Consider the following 18916-nt stretch of genomic DNA (forward strand, 5'->3'; position numbering starts at 1 on the left):
GCCGCTATTCATCCTCCCAGGTGGAGCCAGAGAACCGATCCGTGGTCAGGCGCATGAAAAGAAATGTCTTCTCGGCGGAATCGGGTGAAAGCGGGGGCGGAAGAGCGCCTCATCGGAGGAATCCGGGATTCCCGCTGTACGTGCTCTGGCAATCCGCTTGATCGGTGTCCCGTAGCGTCGGTTGCACGGCCGCTGCCACCGGAGCACCGCCCGACGATCCCCCACCGCGAGCACCTGGGACACCGTATGCCCATCGATGAACTGCGTCGCACCCGACCGGACCTGGTGGAGCCCTTCACGACCGCGCTGCCGGGAGCACGCGCCACCGTGCTGGGCCGGCTGTGGGGTGCCTTCGCACGAGAACCCCTGCCTGGCGTGACCGGTCGTCGCCGGGAGTCCGACGCCCTGGTGGTCGGGTTGCAGCGGGGTGGCTCACTCTCGGCGGCCGAGTCGAGTGCGCGGCCGTTCGCCAAGGTGCCCGACGACTTCGCCGTATCGGGTCCGGAGGGACCGATCCGCGGGCCGGTGGAGCTGCTGGCGCAGCTGGGCCTCAATACCTCCGCCGCGGAGCGACTGGCGGCCGAGCTGGACAACAGCGTGGTCAATCTGGCTCTGGCCAGGGCCGCGAACGGCGGCGCAAAGGTCCTGCCGAGGGACTCGGTGGACGCCGAGCAGGCGGTGGTCGACGGTCACCCGCAGCATCCCTGCTGCCGGACGCGTACCGGCATGTCGATCGCCGACGTACTCGCCTACGCTCCCGAGCACCACCCCGTCGTCCCGCTGGCGCTGCTTCGTGTCCCGGCCGACCGCTGGCAGGGGGCGGGCGACTGGCCGCGGCGGCTGCGTGACGGCGACACGTTCCTTCTGCCGCTGCACCCCTGGCAGCGGAACCACATTCTCGCTCGCCACCCCGACCTGGCCGTCATGGAGGAGGTGATCCCGGCGCGGCCGCTCCTGTCGCTGCGCACCCTCGCCCCGCTGGACGTCCTGCCGAGCTGTCACATCAAGACGGCACTCGACGTCCAGGTCACCAATTACCGGCGCACCATCTCCCCGGCCGAGGTCGCCGACGGGCCCCCGCTGTCCGACCTGGTCGCGGCCGTTATCGACAAGGCCGGGTACGGCGGCAGTCTGCGCGTCCTGCGTGAGCTGGGCGGCGGCGCGGTGTGTCTGGACGGCCGGCCGTCCGCGAGCCTGGCCGCGATGATCCGGGAGTCGACCGAGTGCTACCTCGACGCAGGGGAGATCGCGGTTCCGCTCACCACCGTCCACGCGAGCGGAGCCGCCGTGGTGTCGGGTGACCCGGTGCGCTGGCTGGCGGACGTCGCCGGGCTCGTCCTGCCGCCCGCGCTGACGCTGCTGTCCATGGGGGTGGCGCTGGAGGCGCACGGCCAGAACACCTTGGTCGTGCTGCGGGACGGGCGGCCGGTGCGGGTGCTGTACCGGGATCTGGACGGCGTGCGGGTCAGCCCGAGCCGTCTGGCCCGGTGCGGATTCCTGCTGCCACCGCTGCTCGGCACCCGCGCGGGCGACGATGCAGGCGCACTGCACACCAAGCTGTTCGGCGGCCTCGTCAGCGGAGTCCTCAGCGAACTGGTCGACGTCCTCAGCCAGACGCGGGCGGCCGATCCCCGCGCGTTGTGGGGCGCGGTGGCCGAGGTAGCCCGGCGGGTGTACGCCGGCCTGCCGGACCGGGAGGACGCGGCGGCGCTCTTCGGCGACACGATGCCGCTGAAGGCGACCGTCGCCATGCGCCTGGCCGCGAATCCGGGCAAGGCGCAGTGGACACCCGTCCCCAACCCCCTGGCGCCGTGGCGTTGATGCCCTGTACCGACCGCCGTACCCCCTGGAGCGACCGTATGAACACCGGCACTGCCAGCTACTCCACCACGATCGGCGCAAGCACGCCGGCGGCGACAGCCGACACCGTCACCGCTCACACGCTGCTCAACTGCCTGATCCGCGAGGTGTCAGCCCCCGAACATCAGGTGACGGTCGACGACGACCACCTCCTGCTACGCCTGCCCCGCCGCGGCATCCTGCTGCGTTCCCCGCTACGCAGGGTCTCGCTGATCGGAGCACACCGCTTCCAGGGCCCGGTGCAGCGGCTCGACAACGACGCCTGGGTGACGGTCGGCTGGAAAGAGCTGGCCGGATACATCCAGGACGAACTGGAACTGCGCACGGGTGTCGCCAACGAGGAGTTCCCGAGCCAGGTCGCCGACAGTCGTGAAACGATCCGCACGGCACTGGAGGAACGGGCGGGCGCCACGCCGCACCCGGATCCGTACGTGACCTCGGAACAGTCCCTGGTGTTCGGCCACCGCTTCCATCCCACTCCCAAGTCCCGCACCGGCGACCCGGCGGACTGGCTGGCGTACGGCCCGGAAGCCGGCGCGCGCTTCCGCCTGCGCCACCTGGCCGTGCGCCGCCACCTCGTGCGGCAGGAGGGCGAGTTGGGGGAGATGGACGCGCTGTGCCCGGCGCCCGGTCCGGGATTCGCGATACTGCCGGTGCACCCCTGGCAGTACCGGCTGCTCCAGGACCACGACCGGCTACGGGAGGCAGTGGCCGCCGGCGATGTCGTCGACACGGGGGTGAGCGGACCGGAGCTGGTGCCGACGGCTTCAGTGCGCACGCTGTATCACCCGGACACCGACACCTTCCTGAAGTTCAGCCTGAACGTCCGCCTCACCAACTGCGTCCGTAAGCATGCGAGGCACGAACTGACGGGCGCCGTCACCCTCAACCATCTGCTCCAGCCCGTCTTCGCGGAACTCGCCGGCCGCTTCCCGGGATGCGCCCTCCTGGCCGAGCCCGGCTACCGCACCCTCGACACCGATGGCGACGCCGCCCTGCTGGAGGGCCTCGGCGTCATCGTCCGCTCCGGTCTGCGCCACCATCTGCGCCCCGGGGTGACACCCCTGCTCGCCGCCGCGGTGGCGGACGAGTACCCGACCAGTGCAGCCCATGTCTCCCATCTGCTCGCCCGTGGCGAGGGGGATGTCCTGGCCTGGTGGGACAGGTACGTGAGCTTGCTGCTGCCACCGGTGCTGGCCGCCTACTTCGAACACGGCGTCGTCCTGGAACCGCACCTGCAGAACGTCGTCGTCGGTGTGCATCCCGACGGCATGCCGGCCCAGATGCTCTTCCGCGACCTGGAGGGCACCAAGCTCCTGCCCGAACCCCACCGGCACACCCTCGCCGATCTGCCGGAGGACGTCCGGGGCCCCCTCACCTACGACCCCGAAAGCGGCTGGAACCGGGTCGCGTACTGCCTCCTGGTCAATCACACCGCCGAAGTCCTCAGCGCCCTGGCCGACCTCGACCCGACGCTGGAACCCGCCCTCTGGGGCCTGGTTCGCGACCACCTCGGCGCCTACGCCCGCACCGCCGCCGAACCACCCCGCCTGCGCGCCCTGTTGTCCGGCGTACCGCTGCCCGCCAAGGCCAACCTCCTGCTGCGCTGGGCCCGCCAGGCCGACCGGCATGCCACCTACGTCCCCCTGCCCAGCCCGCTCGGCGCGGACTTTCCCCGGGAGGTCATCCAGTGAGGCCCGTGCTGCTCGACCACGTCGGCCGACTGACCGACGACGACCTGCCCGCTTACGTCTACGACCTCCCGGCCCTGCACGAGCACGTGCACGCGATCCGGGCCGCACTGCCGGAACGCGTCGAGCTGCTGTACGCGGTCAAGGCCAACTCCGATCCCCGAATCCTGCGGGCCCTGGCGGCACACGTCGACGGATTCGAGGTGGCCTCCGGCGGCGAACTGAGCCACGTCCGCGGGCTCGTCCCCGATACGCCCCTCGCCTTCGGAGGCCCCGGCAAGACGCAGACAGAGCTGGGCCAGGCACTGGAAGCCGGAGTGGAGCGTCTGCACATCGAGAGCGAACACGAACTGCGTCTCCTCGCCACCCTGCTGGGCGACCGGAGCGTCGACGTCCTCCTGCGCGTCAACCTGCCCATCGACTTGGGCCATGTCGCCCTCGCCATGGGCGGCCACCCGAGCCCCTTCGGCATGGATCCCGCGCAACTGGACGGCTGCCGGGAGCTGATCGCCTCCGACCCGCGCATCCGTCTGCGCGGACTGCACCTTCACCTGGCCAGCGGACTCCAGGCCCAGGCCCAACTGGCCCTGAGCGACAAGATCCTGACCTGGGCCGAAGGCTGTGCTCACGACTGCGGAGTCGACCTGGCCGAGGTGAACGTCGGAGGGGGAATGGGCGTCGACTACACACACCCCCAGAAGGTGTTCGACTGGTCCGCGTTCGGTGCGGGACTGGCCCGGATCCTGACCCGCCACCCACGCCTCACGCTGCGGATCGAACCCGGCCGCTCGGTCACCGCATACTGCGGCTGGTACGTCACCGAGGTCCTGGACATCAAGTTCAACCGCGGGGAGGCGTTCGCCGTGCTGCGCGGCGGCACCCACCACCTGCGCACTCCGGCCGCCAAACAGCACGACCAGCCCTTCGAGGTGATTCCCGAGGACGTCTGGCCGCGGCCCTGGGACCGGCCGGAGGCTCGTGACGAGCCGGTGACTCTGGTCGGACAGCTGTGCACGCCGAAGGACGTCCTGGCTCGCCGGGTCATGGTGGAGCGGCTGCGCGTCGGCGACCGAGTCGCCTTCGCCATGGCCGGCGCCTATGCCTGGAACATCTCGCACCACGCGTTCCTCTTGCACCCTCACCCGACCTTCCATCACCTCGACGATGCCGAGGCGTCCGTCACTTCCGGCACGTACGCCCGTCAGATGTCATGAGCGCGGGCTCCCGCATGCCGGTGACGGCCACACTCGCCGCCCGGAACTTCCGCCGCTACCTGCTCGGGCAGCTGACCTCCAACATCGGCACCTGGATGCAGCGCGCCGCCCAGGACCTGCTCGTCCTCCACATCACCGGCAACAGCGGCAGCGCGGTCGGCATCGTGACCGCACTGCAGTTTCTGCCGCAGACCCTGTTCGGCCTGACCGGAGGCATCCTCGCCGACCGGTACCCCAAGCGACGGATCCTGCTTCTGACGCAGACGGCCATGGGAGTGCAGTCACTCCTGTTCGGACTGCTGACCGTCACCGGCGCGGTGAACCTGCTGTCCGTCTACGTGCTGGCTTTCGCCCTCGGCACGGCCACCGCCGTGGACAGTCCCGCCCGCAACGCCTACATCTCCGAACTGGTCGACCGGGAGCGCGTGGCCACCGCGGTCAGCCTGAACTCCGCTCAGTTCAACGTGGCCCGCACCGTCGGTCCCGCCTTCGCCGGCCTGACCGTCGCCGCCTTCGGCACGGGCCCGGTGTTCCTCGTGAACGCGGCCTCGTACCTGGCCGTCCTCTACGGCCTGGTCACCATCCGTACGGACGACGCGCCGGGCCCCGGCCGCCCCCGACCACCCGGCCGTACCCGACTGAGCGACGCTTTCCGCCACATCATCTCGACCCCCGAACTGCTCCTGACGACCAGTCTCATCGCCTTCGTCGGCACCTTCGGCCTCAACTTCCAGGTCACCCTCTCGCTCGTCGCCGTCACGGTCTTCCACACGGGCGCCGCCGCCTTCGGTTGCCTCTCCGCCGCATATGCCTTGGGCAGCCTCATCGGCGCTTTCTACGGGGCAAGCTGCAACAAGCCCCCCACCGTTCGCCGCCTGATCTCCACCACGATCGTTTTCGGGGCACTGGAAGCAGCGCAGTGCCTGATGCCGGACTACGGCTCGTTCATGGCTCTGCTGATCCCCACCGGTTTCGCCGCGGTGACCCTGACCACCACCGCCAACGCACTGACCCAGCTCCACGCCGACCCACAGCTGCGGGGCCGTGTCATGTCCGTCTACTTCCTGGTCCTCCTCGGCGGCACCCCCGTCGGCGCCCCGCTGGTCGGCCTGGTGTCGGACTCCCTGGGCGCCCGCTCCACCTTGGTCCTGGGGGGCATCATCTCGGCGTCCTCGGCGCTCGCGCTCTCCGCCTTGATCACAGGCCGAATCCAACGGCGGATCCGAATCACGGGAACGGCCTCCGTCACCAGCTCACCTTCGCCTCAGCCCAGCCGACAGGGGACTGGCAGCCCGACGTCCGACGCATCCGCGGGGGCCGGATGACCCCCCGACCGTCGGACGAGACGACGAGTTCGGGACGCAAGGCACTTTCGTTTCTCCGCTCATGATCCGGACGCCACGCAAGCGAAACGGTGAGGCGGGCACGTCAGGGGGGACAGGCTCTCGCCGATCTGCGGGGCACGTGGCCGACAGCCGGCCGTGCTGCCGTGGGCCGGCGGACGCCGGAGTGAGAGCGCATTCGATCGGTAGTCTGCCTGGTGATCAGGGCGATCGGAGCCGAGCTGAGACCCCCAGATTCTCCCCGCAGCGGATCCGGAGGACTGTCCGGACCGGCCTACGCGCGCGAACACCGAGGTGAGAGATGCGCTTCACCACTCGACCCACGCTTCAAGGATCGTTCGGCATGGTGTCCTCCACCCACTGGCTGGCCTCCCAGTCGGCGATGGCGGTGCTGGAGGACGGAGGCACGGCGTTCGACGCGGCCGTCGCGGGGGCGTTCGTCCTGCATGTCGTGGAGCCGCACCTGAACGGGCCGGCCGGAGAGGTCCCGATCCTCCTCGCCCCCGCGGGCGGCGAGGTGCGGGTGCTGTGCGGGCAGGGCGTGGCACCCGCCGGAGCCACGACCGCCCACTACCGGGCTCTGGGCCTCGCGCTCGTACCCGGCACCGGGCCGCTCGCCGCGGCCGTCCCGGGTGCGTTCGACGCCTGGATGATGCTGCTGCGCGACCACGGCACCAAGTCCCTCGCCGACGTCCTGAAGTACGCCATCGGATACGCCGAACACGGGCACGCGCCCGTGGAGCGCGTCGGCGAGACCGTGGAGAGCGTGCGAGAGCTGTTCGAAACCGAGTGGACCTCGTCGGCCGAGGTCTACCTGCCCGGCGGGCGGGCGCCCAGGCCCGGTGTGCCGCTGCGCAACACCGCGCTGGCCGCCACCTGGAAGCGGCTGCTCCACGAGGTGTCCGGTGCCGGGGACCGGGTGGCACAGATCGAAGCCGCCCGTGAGGTGTGGCGGTCCGGATTCATCGCCGAGGCCCTGGTGCGGCAGGCGCGGCGGCCCACCATGGACGTGACCGGCGAGCGTCACACCGGCACCCTCACGGCCGACGACCTCGCCGCCTGGTCCGCGACCTACGAGGCACCGGCGACGTACGACTGGAACGGCTGGACGGTGTGCAAGGCCGGTCCCTGGAGCCAGGGACCGGTCCTCCTCCAGCAGCTCGCCCTGCTCCCGCCCGAGCTGCCCCGGTACGGGAGCGCCGACTACGTCCATCTGCTGATCGAAGGCTGCAAGCTCGCCATGGCCGACCGCGAGGCCTGGTACGGCGACGCCGCCGAGGTGCCCCTGGACGAGCTGCTTTCGGACGCCTACAACGCGCGGCGGCGTGCCCTGATCGGCGACAAGGCGTCGTACGAGCTGCGCCCCGGATCCCCCTCGGGCCGGGTGCCACGTCTGAGCGGGCACGCGCGCGTGGTGGCCGCCGACGAGCCCGGCGTCGCCCCGATGGGGGTCGGCGAGCCGACGGTCGCCAAACGTACGACGTCCCCGGTGCCCGGCGAACCGGACGTCACCGCCGACGGGGCGACCCGGGGCGACACCTGCCACATCGACGTCGTCGACCGCTGGGGCAACATGGTCGCGGCCACCCCCAGCGGCGGCTGGCTCCAGTCGAACCCGGTCGTGCCCGAACTGGGCTTCCCGCTCGGCACCCGGCTCCAGATGGCCTGGCTGGACGAGGGCCTGCCCAACTCCCTGACGCCCGGGTGCCGCCCCCGCACCACCCTCACCCCCTCGATCGCGCTGCGCGGCGGCGTGCCCGTGCTGGCGTTCGGCACGCCCGGCGGCGACCAGCAGGACCAGTGGCAGCTGCATTTCTTCCTCGCGGCCGCCCTGCGCCCGCCGGTCCGCGGCGGCCTGGACCTCCAGGGCGCCATCGACGCCCCCAACTGGCACAACGACAGCTTCCCCGGCTCCTTCTACCCGCGCGGCATGCGGCCCGGCAGCGTCACCGTCGAGTCCCGCATGGACCCCGCCGTCGTCGAGGAGCTGCGCCGGCGCGGCCACGAGGTCACGGTCGGCGAGGCATGGTCCGAAGGGCGGCTGTGCGCGGTCGCCCGCGACCCGGAGACCGGCGTGGTGTCGGCGGCGGCGAATCCGCGCGGGATGCAGGGGTACGCGGTCGGACGCTGACCCGGGGCGGCGGGCGACGCCCCGCCAGGCGGGGACGGAACGCCGGCCGCAGGACCGGGCGCCTCGAGTTCATGCCGATTCCATGCCTCATACACCGGACTGGTGGGGATTGTCAGTGCCGCGTGCTCTCATGGAGGCATGTTCGGAGACATCGAAACCATCGACGAGTTTCTCGCCCACCGCACGTCCGACGTGGAGGAGGCCGTCCGCACGGCGGCCGCCGCCGAGATCATGCCGCGCTTCCGCCGCCTCGCCGCTCACGAGATCGACGAGAAGAGCGGCCCCCATGACCTGGTCACGGACGCCGACCGCAAGGCCGAGGCACATCTGACGGAGGCGCTCGCCAAGCTGCTGCCGGGCTCGGTCGTGGTGGGCGAGGAGGCCGTCCACGCCAATCCGGCGACCTACGAGGCGATCCGCGGCGAGGCGCCCGTATGGATCGTCGACCCCGTCGACGGCACCCGGCAGTTCGTCCACGGGGACCCCGGATTCTGCACCCTGGTCGCGCTCGCCCAGGGTGGCGTCGTGCACGCCTCGTGGACGTTCGCACCGGCCCAGGACCGGCTCGCCACGGCGATACGGGGCGGGGGCGCGTTCCTCGACGGCAGGCGCCTGCACTCGGGCTCCCCCGCGCCCGGCCGCGACCTGGAGGTCGCCACCTCCCACCCCTTCTACACGACGGACGAGCAGAAGCGCGCGCTCCTCGGCCTCCAGACACAGGGCGTCCGCCCGCGTTCGTGCGGCTCGGCGGGCCTGGAGTACCTGCAGATCGCCCGGGGCCTGCTGGACGCCACGGCCTTCTGCTGGGAAGCGGCCTGGGACCATGCCGCGGGCCTGCTGCTGGTCGAGGAGGCAGGCGGCAGCCATCTCACGGTCGCGGGCGAACCGTTCCGCGTCACCGGCGGCAACACCCTGCCGTTCACCGCGGCCCGGGACGAGGCCACGGCCCGCCGGGTGGTGGAGCTGCTGTCCGGCGGGGCCTGACGACGCCCGGCCGACGGGCACGAGCGCCCTGCGGCCGCCGGAAACGGAACCGCAGCCTCACTCGAGGATCTTCCCCGCGCCGCAGCCGCGCCGGGCCTCCGGCATATCCTGATGCCCAGTGGCCGTCGGCTGACGAAGGAGTCCCAAGGTGCCGTCGATGCTCGATGCGGTCGTGGTGGGGGCGGGGCCCAACGGACTCACGGCTGCCGTGGAGCTGGCCCGCCGGGGTTTCTCCGTCGCCGTCTTCGAGGCCCGCGACACCATCGGGGGCGGCGCCCGCACCGAGGAGCTGACGCTGCCCGGCTTCCGGCACGACCCGTGCTCCGCCGCGCATCCCCTCGGCATCAACTCGCCCGCGTTCCGAGCGCTGCCCCTGGAGCGGTACGGCCTCGAATGGCTGCACGCCGACCTGCCCATGGCGCACCCCTTTCCCGACGGCACGGCCGCGGTGCTGTCCCGGTCCGTGGCCGAGACGGCCGCCTCGTTCGGCCCCCGTGACGCAGGGGCCTACCGCCGGCTGGTCACGCCCTTCCTGAGGCGCTGGGACACGCTGGCCCGGGACTTCATGTCCCTGCCGCTCACCGCCCTCCCGCGCGACCCGGTCACCCTGGCACGCTTCGGCCTCGTCGGCCTGCCGCCCTCGACCTGGCTGATGCGCCGCTTCCGCGACGAGCGGGCCAAGACCCTGTTCGCCGGGCTCGTCGCCCATGTGATCGCTCCGCTCGACGGCTTCGCCACCGGCGGGGTCGGCCTGGTCTTCGCGCTGGCCGCGCACGCCCGCGGCTGGCCCGTGGCCCGCGGCGGTTCCCAGTCCGTCTCCGATGCGCTCGCCGCGTATCTGAAGGACCTGGGCGGCACCGTCCACACCGACTACGAGGTCAAGCGCCTGGATGACCTCCCGCCGGCCCGCGCCTACGTCTTCGACACCTCGCCCACCGCCCTGGCCCGTATCGCGGGCCTCGGACGGTACTACGACAAGTACCGGTACGGCCCCGGCGTATTCAAGATCGACTACGCGCTGGACGGGCCCGTCCCGTGGACCGCGGAGGAAGCGCGCGTCGCCGGAACCGTGCAGATCGGCGCGGACAGCGCGGAGATCGGTACGGCCCTGCGCGCCGCGTCCCGGGAGGGCCGGGCCCCCGCCCGGCCGTTCCTCATCAGCGTGCAACCCAGCATCGCCGACCCCGGCCGCGCCCCGGCGGGCAAGCAGGTCTTCTGGGTGTACGGGCATGTGCCCAACGGCTGGCGCGGGGATCTCACCGACGCGATCGAACGCCAACTGGAGCGCTACGCCCCGGGTTTCCGCGACCGCGTCCTCGCCCGCGCCACCGCGGGACCGCCCGAACTGGCCGCCCGCAACGCCAACTATGTCGGCGGCGACATCGCCTCCGGCGCGGCCTCCGGACTCCAGCTCCTGCTGCGCCCCAGACCGTCCCTGTTCCCGTACAGCACCCCGCACCCGGCCGTGTTCATCTGCTCGTCGGCCAGCCCGCCGGGCCCCGGCGTGCACGGCATGTCCGGCCACAACGCGGCGAAGGCCGTCTGGCGGAGGCTGAGGCAGTCATGACCACCCTCACGCTGGTACAGGGCGACATCACCCGGCAGAGCGTCGACGCCATCGTCAACGCGGCCAACTCCTCACTGCTGGGCGGGGGAGGGGTGGACGGCGCGATCCACCGGCGCGGCGGCCCGGCGATCCTCGAGGAGTGCCGCGGACTGCGCGCCTCCCGGTACGCCAAGGGTCTGCCCACGGGCCGGGCGGTGGCCACCACGGCGGGTGCACTGGACGCACGCTGGGTGATCCACACCGTGGGCCCCGTGTACTCCGCGACACAGGACCGCTCGGAGCAACTGGCCTCCTGCTACCGGGAATCGCTGCGCGTCGCCGACGAACTCGGCGCCCGTACCCTGGCGTTCCCCGCCATCTCCACCGGCGTCTACCGGTGGCCGATGGAGGACGCCGCCCGCATCGCGGTGGCGACGGTCCAGGCGGCGGACACGGCGGTCGAGGAGATCAGATTCGTCCTCTTCGACGAGGGGGCCTACGCCGCGTTCGCCGCCGCAGTCGGCTGACGGCGCGGACACCGGCGGTCGGGGAGACAAGTAACGGCAGGCCAACCCATGTACATGTCGGATTTCCGCCAGCCCGGACGCCGCCCGTGACCGATGCTGAAGTCATGCGGAACGGAATGCACACCGACAGGGAGCGCTGTGTACGCGCGGTCCAGTCCAAGGACGCTCGCTTCGACGGCTGGTTCTTCACGGCGGTCCTGACCACAGGGATCTACTGCCGCCCCAGCTGCCCGGCCGTACCGCCGAAGCCGGAGAACATGACATTCCACCCCAGCGCGGCCTCCTGCCAGCAGGCCGGGTTCCGCGCCTGCAAGCGGTGCCGCCCGGACACCAGCCCCGGCTCGCCCGAATGGAACCAGCGCGCGGACCTCGTCGCCCGCGCCATGCGGCTGATCGCCGACGGTGTCGTCGACCGCGAGGGGATCCCCGGCCTCGCCGCCCGCCTCGGCTACAGCCCCCGCCAGGTCGAGCGCCAGCTCCTCGCCGAGCTGGGCGCCGGGCCCCTCGCGCTCGCCCGGGCCCAGCGCGCCCAGACCGCCCGGCTGCTCATCGAGACGACCGCGCTGCCGATGGCCGACATCGCGTTCGCGGCCGGCTTCTCGTCCATCCGTACCTTCAACGACACCGTGCGCGAGGTCTTCGCGTTCTCCCCGAGCGAGCTGCGCGGCCGCCGCCCGAAGAAGACGGTGATCGCCCCCGGCGCCCTGAGCCTCAGGCTGCCGTTCCGGGCCCCGCTCAACCCCGACAACCTCTTCGGCCACCTCGCGGCGACCGCCGTCCCGGGCGTGGAGGAGTGGCGCGACGGCGCCTACCGGCGCACGCTCCGGCTGCCGTACGCCCAGGGCATCGTGGCGCTGACCCCACGGCCCGACCACATCGCGTGCCGCCTCACCCTCAGCGATCTGCGCGACCTGCCCGTCGCCATCAGCCGCTGCCGCCGCATGCTCGACCTGGACGCCGACCCGGTCGCGATCGACGACCAGCTGCGCACGGACCCGGTGCTGGCCCCCCTGGTCGACAAGGCGCCGGGCCGCCGGGTGCCCCGAACCGTCGACGAGGCCGAGTTCGCCGTCCGTGCCGTCCTGGGCCAGCAGGTCTCCACCGCCGCGGCCCGCACCCACGCGGCCCGCCTGGTCACCGCGCACGGCGAGGCGGTCGAGGATCCCGAGGGCGGCCTCACCCACCTCTTCCCGGCCCCCGAGGCCCTGGCGACGCTCGACCCCGAGTCACTGGCCATGCCGCGCACCCGCCGGACGACCTTCACCACCCTGGTGCGTCAACTCGCCGACGGAACACTCCACCTGGGCGCCGAGAGCGACTGGGAGGACAGCCGGGCCCGGCTCCTCGCCCTGCCGGGCTTCGGCCCCTGGACGGTGGACGTGATCGCGATGCGCGCCCTCGGCGACCCCGACGCGTTCCTGCCGACCGACCTCGGTATCCGCCGTGCCGCACGGGAGCTGGGACTGCCGTCCAGCCCCGCCGCGCTCACCGCCCGCGCGGCGGCCTGGCGGCCCTGGCGGGCGTACGCGGTCCAGTACCTGTGGGCGACGGACAGTCACCCGATCAACTTCCTTCCCGTCTGAGGACATCGAGTCGAGGACACCCAGTGAAACAGCACACGCTCATCGACAGCCCCTACGGCCCGCTCACTCTGGTCGCCGACGACGGGGTGCTGTGCGGCCTGTACATGGCCGGCCAGCGCCACCGCCCACCGGAGGAGACCTTCGGCGAACGGGACGCGAGCCCCTTCGGCGAGGCCATGGAACAGCTGAAGGCCTACTTCGAGGGCGAGTTGCGGGAGTTCACCCTCGAACTGCGCCTGCACGGCACGCCGTTCCAGCGCGGGGTGTGGGACCGGCTCCGCCGCATCCCCTACGGCGAGACCCGCTCGTACGGCGAACTGGCCACCGCCCTCGGCAACCCGGGCGCCTCCCGCGCGGTCGGCCTCGCCAACGGCAGGAACCCCATCGGCATCATCGTCCCCTGCCACCGTGTCATCGGCACGGGCGGCAGCCTGACCGGCTACGGCGGCGGACTCGACCGCAAACGCCGACTCCTGGACTTCGAGCGGGGAACAGCGCTGTTCTAACTCTCCCGCAGCACCTGAAGCAGCTTCGGCAGCGCGGTGCCGATCGGCTCCCGTACGACCTCGTCGGCCACGTCGTCGTACGGTGTCGGCTCGGCATTGACGATGATCAGCCGGGCCCCGTGGTCGGCGGCCAGCCCGGCGAGCCCGGCGGCGGGCTGCACCTGGAGGCTGGTGCCGACGGCGATGAACACCTGCGAGGCCTTGGTGATGGCGACCGCCTCGCCCAGCACCACGGGATCGAGCCGCTCGCCGAACATCACGGTCGCCGACTTGAGGATCCCGCCGCACTCCAGGCACGGCGGATCGTCCTCGCCCGCCTCGACGCGGGCGAGCGCGTCCTCCATGGGCCCCCGCGCATGACATCTCGTGCACACGACGCTACGGGCCGTGCCGTGCAGTTCGAGTACCTTGCGGGCGGGCATCCCGGCGAGTTGGTGCAGCCCGTCCACGTTCTGCGTGATCACCCGCACCGGAACCCCGGACCGCTCCAACTCGGCCACGGCCTGGTGCGCGCCGTTCGGCTCTGCCTTCAAGGTCCGGTTCTTGCGGCGCATCTGCCAGGACCGCCGCCGGATCTCCGGATCGCCCATGTAGTACTCGTACGTCACGAGCTTCTGCGCCTCCGGATCCCGCCGCCACAGCCCGCCCGGCCCGCGGTAGTCGGGAATCCCGGAATCGGTGGAGATGCCGGCGCCACTGAGGATCGCTACGAGAGGCCTGCCCATGCGCCGAGAGTAGGGCGCCCGTCCGGCCGGGGCGAACAGATTTGCGCGAGGCCCGTCCTCGTGCTCCGCGCCGGGCGCGACGCCGGTCACGCCGTCGGGCTCCGGCCGGTGTCTCCTTCCCCTCCGCCGGTTCCTCCTGACCGGCCGATCTGACTGAGGGCGGGCAGGGCCCGCACCACGTCGGGGGGAAGGGCGATGCCCGCGTCGGTGGACGGGTCGACCGCCAGCCACAGGTCGTCCTGCGGCCAGTTCGCGGCCAGCCCCGCGACCGGGACGCCGACCGCCGTGCCCGGGTCGGCCCCGGCCGCCACCAGTGCCTCCTCGGACGTGAAGACGGGGACGAACCGTTTGTCGTCCTGTTCGATCAGCGGCAGTGCGACGGCGCCCTCGGGACGCGTCTCGCCTTCGGCCGGCGGTACCTGCGGCACCAGGACGGTGCCGCTCGCGAGGTCGATCAGGGCCGCCTCGGTGGCCGCCGTGTCCTGGGGCTGCGCCGCGCCCGCCGCGGCCTGGGCTTCCTCCGAGGGACGAGCCTCGGAAGACGGTGTGTGTTCATGCGGGGTGCTCATGGGATGTCCTCTGGTCGGCGTTGGTCACCGGCTCCCTCGGCGGGGCTCGGCACGGTTTGCCGCAGTCGCCGTCCACCCCGACGGCACGCCGGACGGTGTCGTCCTCCGCGCGTACGGGGTGCGCCCTGGCCTCGCCTGTCCTGGAAGTCGCCTGGGTGCCGGCGAACACCGTCCGCCGGGCGCCTGGCCCCCCGAGTGCCTGCCTGCCGCCTCCTCAAACAGAGATCCGGCCACGACCTGGGACACGGTCCGGCGGGGGGCACCGCCCGGTCAGCCGACGCGGTGGCCGTTCTCCAGCTCCACCGTCCCGGCCCCTGCCGCCAGAACGTCCAGCGCGGCCAGCACACGGCGGCCCAGGGCGCCCGGCAGATACTCGGTGAGCTGCTCTCGGGGCACGAGCCGCCAGGACAGCAGTTCCTCCTCCTGCAACCGGATCGCCTTGAAGTCCTCCTCGTCGAGGACCCCGCCGTCGTACAGATACGCCACCAGCGGGGGCCGCGCCGTCCCGTGCACCCAGTCCACCGCGAGCAGCCGGCCGAGCTCGACGTCGAGCCCGATCTCCTCCGCGGTCTCCCGCCGGGCGCCCTGCCGCGGGGTCTCCCCGGTGTCCGACTCGACGGTGCCGCCGGGCAGCGCCCAGCCCTCGCGGTAGTTCGGCTCGACGAGCAGGACGCGGCCCTCAGCGTCCCGGAAGAGCGCTGCCGCACCAGCCAGGACGCGAGGCAGGGACGCGATGTAGGTGGCGAAGTCCTCAGTGGTCATCCAGGAAGGGTAACCAGCTCCGGGCCCGGCCTCCACGCCCCGGCGCGACCGGGGCTCAGCGCTCGGTGTCCCCCGAGGGGGCCTTTGCGAGCCGCAGCGTTCGCTCCGCGAGCTCGGTGATGCGGATGCCGTCGAAGCCGAAAACCGCGCTGCGGACCGTGTCCTGAAGGGGGGCGGTCCAGTGCGCGGGGATCGCCTGCGCCCCGGTCATGACGCCCGCGACCGAGCCCGCGGTCGCGCCGTTGGAGTCGGTGTCCAGACCCCCGCGGACGGTCAGTGCGATGGTCCGGGTGAAGTCGCCGTCGCCGTACAGGAGCCCGGCGGTGAGGACCGCGACGTTCGGGACCGTGTGGATCCAACCGAGCCCGGCCGTCTCACCCAAGGCCGTGTCCAGGGTCTCCTCCCAGGTCAGCCGCATCTCGTGGAGCGAGATCACCCGGCGTACGGTGCGGGCGAACCGGCTGCTCCCGGGGATCACCGTCAGCGCCGTGTCCAGGGCGTCCCGGACGGTGGCCGCGGTGAACGCCGCCGAGATCAGCGCGGCCGCGAACATCGCCCCGTACACCCCGTTGCCCGTGTGGGAGAGCACCGCGTCCCGGCGGGCCAGCGCGGCGGCGCGGCGCGGGTCGCCGGGACAGGTCCAGCCGTGGACGTCGGCGCGGATCAGGGCGCCGATCCACTCCTGGTAGGGGTTGTCGTACGTGGCCGTCAGCGGGGGCTTGAGGCCGTTCGCCAGATTGCGGTAGGCGGCCCGCTCGGCCGTGAACGTCTGGAGATAGGGCAGCCGCAGCAGCCACAGGTCGCCGACCTGCTCGGTGGTGAAGCCGAAGCCGTGCCTTTCCAGCAGGTGGAGGCCGAGGATCGCGTAGTCGATGTCGTCGTCGCGGCAGCTGCCGTGGATCCGGCCGCGTACGCACTGGCGCCACTCGGGGCGCAGCTCGAGGGCCTCGGTCTCGGTGGCGGGCTCCGGCATGTAGTCGGTGAGCGGCAGGGCCGCGGCCCGCCGTAGATAGCGCTCGATACGGTCGCGGGTCCACACGTCGCCCTGCTCGACCGGCTTGCCGAGCATGTTGCCCGCGATCCGGCCCAGCCAGCCGCCGAGGATGCGGTCGGGGAGATCGGTGCCCACAGGGGTCATGCAGGGACGTCTACCCGATTCCACGGGGGCTGCGCGGTGTTCGGGCGTCGGACGGGGCATGACGGCCGGGGTGTGGTGCGGTTAAGGTCGCAGCGGCGCGACTGCCTTGACGTGCGCAAGGCCCGGAGAGCAAGGGGTGTGCAGGTGGCGGACGCAGCAGTGAACGACACCCGAAAGGCGCGGTCGGCCCAGTCGGTAAGGCCGGCGCGGCGGGTGCTCATCGCCGCGGACAAGTTCAAGGGGTCGCTGACGGCCGTGCAGGTCGCGGAGCGGGTGACGGCGGGGCTGCGCCGCGTCGTGCCGGGGCTGGGGGTCGAGGCGCTGCCCGTGGCCGACGGCGGCGACGGGACGGTGGACGCGGCGGTCGCGGCCGGGTTCGAGCGGCGTGAGGTACGGGTGGCCGGTCCCCTCGGCCACGAGGTGACCGCGGCGTTCGCGCTGCGCGGTGACACGGCGGTCGTCGAGATGGCGGAGGCGAGCGGGCTGCAGAGGCTGCCGACGGGGGTGTTCGCGCCGTTGACCGCGTCCACGTACGGCTCCGGGGAGCTGTTGCGGGCGGCGCTGGACGCCGGGGCGCGGACGATCGTGTTCGGGGTTGGTGGGAGCGCGACGACGGACGGGGGCGCGGGGATGCTGTCCGCGCTCGGGGCGCGGTTGCTGGACGCCGAGGGGGAGCCGGTGCCGCCGGGCGGCGGAGGGCTGGCGGGCCTGGCTCGCGCGGACCTGTCGGGCCTGGACGCCCGGCTGGCCTCGGTCGACCTGGTGCTCGCCAGTGACGTCGACAATCCGCTGACCGGGCGGACGGGCGCGCCGGCCGTGTACGGGCCGCAGAAGGGTGCCTCGCCGGACGAGGTGGCGACGCTGGACGCGGCGCTCACGCACTACGCCAAGGTGCTGGAGGCGGCGATCGGGCCCCGGGCGGCGGAGCTGGCCGCGTGTGCGGGTGCGGGCGCGGCGGGCGGCATCGGGTACGGGGCACTGATCCTCGGGGCGCGGTTCCGGCCCGGCATCGAGGTCATGCTGGACGTCCTGGGCTTCGCCCCGGCGCTGGAGCGGGCTTCCTTGGTGATCACGGGGGAGGGGTCGCTGGACGCGCAGACACTGCACGGCAAGGCACCGGCGGGGGTCGCCTCGGCCGCGCGGGCGGCGGGCAGGGAGGTGGTCGCGGTGTGCGGCCGGCTGGCCCTGCCCGAGGAGGCCCTGGAGAAGGCCGGCATCGGTCGGGCCTACCCGCTGACGGAGGTGGAGCCGGACGTGGGGCGCTGCATCGCGGACGCCGGGCCGATCCTGGAGCGGGTTGCGGAGCGAATCGCCAGGAACCACCTGGTCTGAGCCCTGCCTTCCCCGGCCTGGCGTCCGGTTTCGGTCGGCTGCGGTGGGGCGGGGGCCTGTGCGTCGGGTCCCAAGCGAAGCCCCCGGCGCAAACGAAGCCCCCGGCACAAGCGAAGGGCCCCGAACCGATCGGTTCGGGGCCCTTCCTCTGCCTGGGGCCGCTACGGCAACTGCGCGGCGCGCGCCTCGCGGCGGTTGTCGCGGAAGTTGTTCACGCGCCGGGCCGTCGCGAACAGAGGGATCACCGCGCCCATGACGAGCTGTAGCGCGCAGCCAGTCTGGAGGAGCAGCTGACCGCTGGGCGCGTCGAAGGCCCAGGCCGCCAGGAGCCCCATCGACAGGATGATCCAGGCCAGCATCGCCCCCGCGAGGCGGCCTCGCGGCTTCGGGTACTCCACCCGGCTCACCATCAGCCACGCGGTGCCGAGGATCGCCAGCAGGGTGGCGAAGAACGGCAGCTCCAGAAGGACGATCGAGACCACCGTCAGCGCGCCGAACGGCGAGGGCATGCCCTGGAACATGCCGTTCGGCGGTGTCACGCAGGAGAATCTCGCGAGCCTGAGCACCACCGCGAGCAGCACCACGATCGCCCCGACCGCGGCCACCCGCTGGTGCGCGTCGTCCGCCACCATGCCGTAGACCAGGACGAAGTACGCCGGGGCCAGGCCGAAGCTGATCAGGTCCGAGAGGTTGTCCAGCTCGGCGCCCATGGGCGAGGAGCGGAGCTTACGGGCTACCAGGCCGTCGAACAGGTCGAAGACCGCGGCACAGAGCATGAGGATCACGGCCGTGGCGGCGCTGTGCCGGGCCATGCCCGTCGACTCGTCGTTGCCCGTGAGGTGCGGGATCAGGATGCCGGTGGTGGTGAAGTACACCGCCATGAACCCGCACGTGGCGTTGCCGAGGGTGAGGGTGTCCGCTATCGAGAGGCGGAGCGAGAGAGGCATCTCCTCCTCGTCGTCCACCTCGTCGGCCTCCGGCACCCAGCCGGCCTTGGTATCGGGA

16 protein-coding genes are annotated in these 18916 nt (G+C 72.3%); 11 read left to right on the forward strand and 5 right to left on the reverse strand.

Annotated elements, in window-relative coordinates:
• Positions 1-246 precede the first annotated feature (246 nt).
• The 10 genes from ABZ823_RS16105 to ABZ823_RS16150 all read left to right on the forward strand — a co-directional run bounded on the left by ABZ823_RS16105 (position 247) and on the right by ABZ823_RS16150 (position 13385).
• Entirely contained in the window at positions 247-1821 is a 1575-nt protein-coding gene (locus tag ABZ823_RS16105; protein ID WP_361659613.1) for an IucA/IucC family protein, read from the forward strand.
• Between the two features lie 38 nt (positions 1822-1859).
• The gene (locus ABZ823_RS16110; protein WP_361659616.1) at positions 1860-3554 is read left to right on the forward strand and encodes an IucA/IucC family protein; all 1695 of its coding nucleotides are present in this window, start codon (positions 1860-1862) and stop codon (positions 3552-3554) included.
• Positions 3551-4765, forward strand: coding sequence for a type III PLP-dependent enzyme (locus ABZ823_RS16115; protein WP_361659619.1), 1215 nt, complete (start codon positions 3551-3553; stop codon positions 4763-4765). The genes ABZ823_RS16110 and ABZ823_RS16115 overlap by 4 nt, the downstream gene beginning before the upstream one ends.
• The gene (locus ABZ823_RS16120; RefSeq protein ID WP_361659622.1) at positions 4762-6090 is read left to right on the forward strand and encodes an MFS transporter; all 1329 of its coding nucleotides are present in this window, start codon (positions 4762-4764) and stop codon (positions 6088-6090) included. Before ABZ823_RS16115 ends, ABZ823_RS16120 begins: the two co-directional genes overlap by 4 nt.
• 319 nt (positions 6091-6409) lie before the next feature.
• Positions 6410-8239: a gamma-glutamyltransferase gene (locus ABZ823_RS16125; protein WP_361659625.1), complete on the forward strand. Its 1830-nt coding sequence runs from the start codon at positions 6410-6412 to the stop codon at positions 8237-8239.
• A gap of 138 nt (positions 8240-8377) precedes the next feature.
• A complete protein-coding gene (locus tag ABZ823_RS16130) occupies positions 8378-9223 on the forward strand; it encodes an inositol monophosphatase family protein (RefSeq protein WP_361659628.1) in 846 nt (281 codons plus the stop codon).
• Between the two features lie 157 nt (positions 9224-9380).
• On the forward strand, positions 9381-10790 hold the full coding sequence (locus ABZ823_RS16135) for an NAD(P)/FAD-dependent oxidoreductase (RefSeq protein ID WP_361659631.1): 1410 nt from the start codon (positions 9381-9383) through the stop codon (positions 10788-10790).
• On the forward strand, positions 10787-11296 hold the full coding sequence (locus ABZ823_RS16140; RefSeq protein ID WP_361659633.1) for an O-acetyl-ADP-ribose deacetylase: 510 nt from the start codon (positions 10787-10789) through the stop codon (positions 11294-11296). Before ABZ823_RS16135 ends, ABZ823_RS16140 begins: the two co-directional genes overlap by 4 nt.
• Before the next feature lie 104 nt (positions 11297-11400).
• Complete coding sequence (locus tag ABZ823_RS16145; RefSeq protein ID WP_361659636.1) at positions 11401-12879, forward strand: AlkA N-terminal domain-containing protein; 1479 nt, start codon at positions 11401-11403, stop codon at positions 12877-12879.
• A 23-nt stretch (positions 12880-12902) separates the two neighbouring features.
• Positions 12903-13385, forward strand: a complete 483-nt coding sequence (locus ABZ823_RS16150) for a methylated-DNA--[protein]-cysteine S-methyltransferase (protein WP_361659639.1) — start codon at positions 12903-12905, stop codon at positions 13383-13385.
• Here ABZ823_RS16150 and ABZ823_RS16155 read toward each other — a convergent pair.
• The 4 genes from ABZ823_RS16155 to ABZ823_RS16170 form a co-directional block, all read right to left on the reverse strand.
• Positions 13382-14110, reverse strand: a complete 729-nt coding sequence (locus ABZ823_RS16155) for a Sir2 family NAD-dependent protein deacetylase (protein WP_361659642.1) — start codon at positions 14108-14110, stop codon at positions 13382-13384. The genes ABZ823_RS16150 and ABZ823_RS16155 overlap by 4 nt on opposite strands.
• Before the next feature lie 86 nt (positions 14111-14196).
• On the reverse strand, positions 14197-14679 hold the full coding sequence (locus tag ABZ823_RS16160) for an SseB family protein (RefSeq protein ID WP_361659645.1): 483 nt from the start codon (positions 14677-14679) through the stop codon (positions 14197-14199).
• Positions 14680-14949: 270 nt separating this feature from the next.
• On the reverse strand, positions 14950-15441 hold the full coding sequence (locus ABZ823_RS16165) for an NUDIX hydrolase (protein WP_361659647.1): 492 nt from the start codon (positions 15439-15441) through the stop codon (positions 14950-14952).
• 55 nt (positions 15442-15496) lie between these two features.
• Positions 15497-16579 (reverse strand): ADP-ribosylglycohydrolase family protein, encoded by a 1083-nt coding sequence (locus ABZ823_RS16170; RefSeq protein ID WP_361659650.1) that lies wholly within the window; start codon positions 16577-16579, stop codon positions 15497-15499.
• 213 nt (positions 16580-16792) lie between these two features.
• On the opposite strand from ABZ823_RS16170, the gene ABZ823_RS16175 reads away from it, so the two are divergent.
• Complete coding sequence (locus ABZ823_RS16175; protein ID WP_361659853.1) at positions 16793-17911, forward strand: glycerate kinase; 1119 nt, start codon at positions 16793-16795, stop codon at positions 17909-17911.
• Positions 17912-18072: 161 nt separating this feature from the next.
• Here the strand turns inward: ABZ823_RS16175 and pssA are convergent, their stop codons facing one another.
• Complete coding sequence (pssA, locus tag ABZ823_RS16180; protein WP_361659856.1) at positions 18073-18894, reverse strand: CDP-diacylglycerol--serine O-phosphatidyltransferase; 822 nt, start codon at positions 18892-18894, stop codon at positions 18073-18075.
• Positions 18895-18916: the final 22 nt, after the last annotated feature.

This window comes from Streptomyces sp. NPDC047079 (assembly GCF_040643755.1).
In the GTDB taxonomy this organism is placed as follows: Bacteria; Actinomycetota; Actinomycetes; order Streptomycetales; family Streptomycetaceae; genus Streptomyces.